Consider the following 405-nt stretch of genomic DNA (forward strand, 5'->3'; position numbering starts at 1 on the left):
GGGGGGGGGGGGGGGGGGGGGGGGGGGGGGGGGGGGGGGGGGGGGGGGGGGGGGGGGGGGGGGGGGGGGGGGGGGGGGGGGGGGGGGGGGGGGGGGGGGGTGGGGGGGCGCGAGACACTCGATAATTTAAGAAACGACCCTGCCGCACAGGCAAACCCCCGCCCAGGGTGTTGGGGTGTGTGCGAAACCAGACAATACAAACACACACACCCCCACCACCCCCACCCCGAGGGCCACAACCAGCACGCCCACGGCTCGCTCCACCACTACACCGAGATGGACCCCTCGATGGCCTGGGCGGCGGGGGCGATCGTCTCCACCAACAGCGACCTCAACGCGTTCTTCACCGCGCTCCTCGGCGGCCGGCTCCTGCCCGCGGCGCAGCTCGCCGAGATGCGCACCACC

General features: G+C 75.3%; 1 pseudogene. It reads left to right on the forward strand.

Going from position 1 to position 405, the window contains the following annotated elements:
- Positions 1 to 219: 219 nt before the first annotated feature.
- Positions 220 to 405: pseudogene (locus PUR71_RS00255) on the forward strand (serine hydrolase); the annotation flags it as partial.

Source organism: Streptomyces sp. SP17BM10 (genome assembly GCF_036322405.1).
Lineage (GTDB): Bacteria > Actinomycetota > Actinomycetes > Streptomycetales > Streptomycetaceae > Kitasatospora.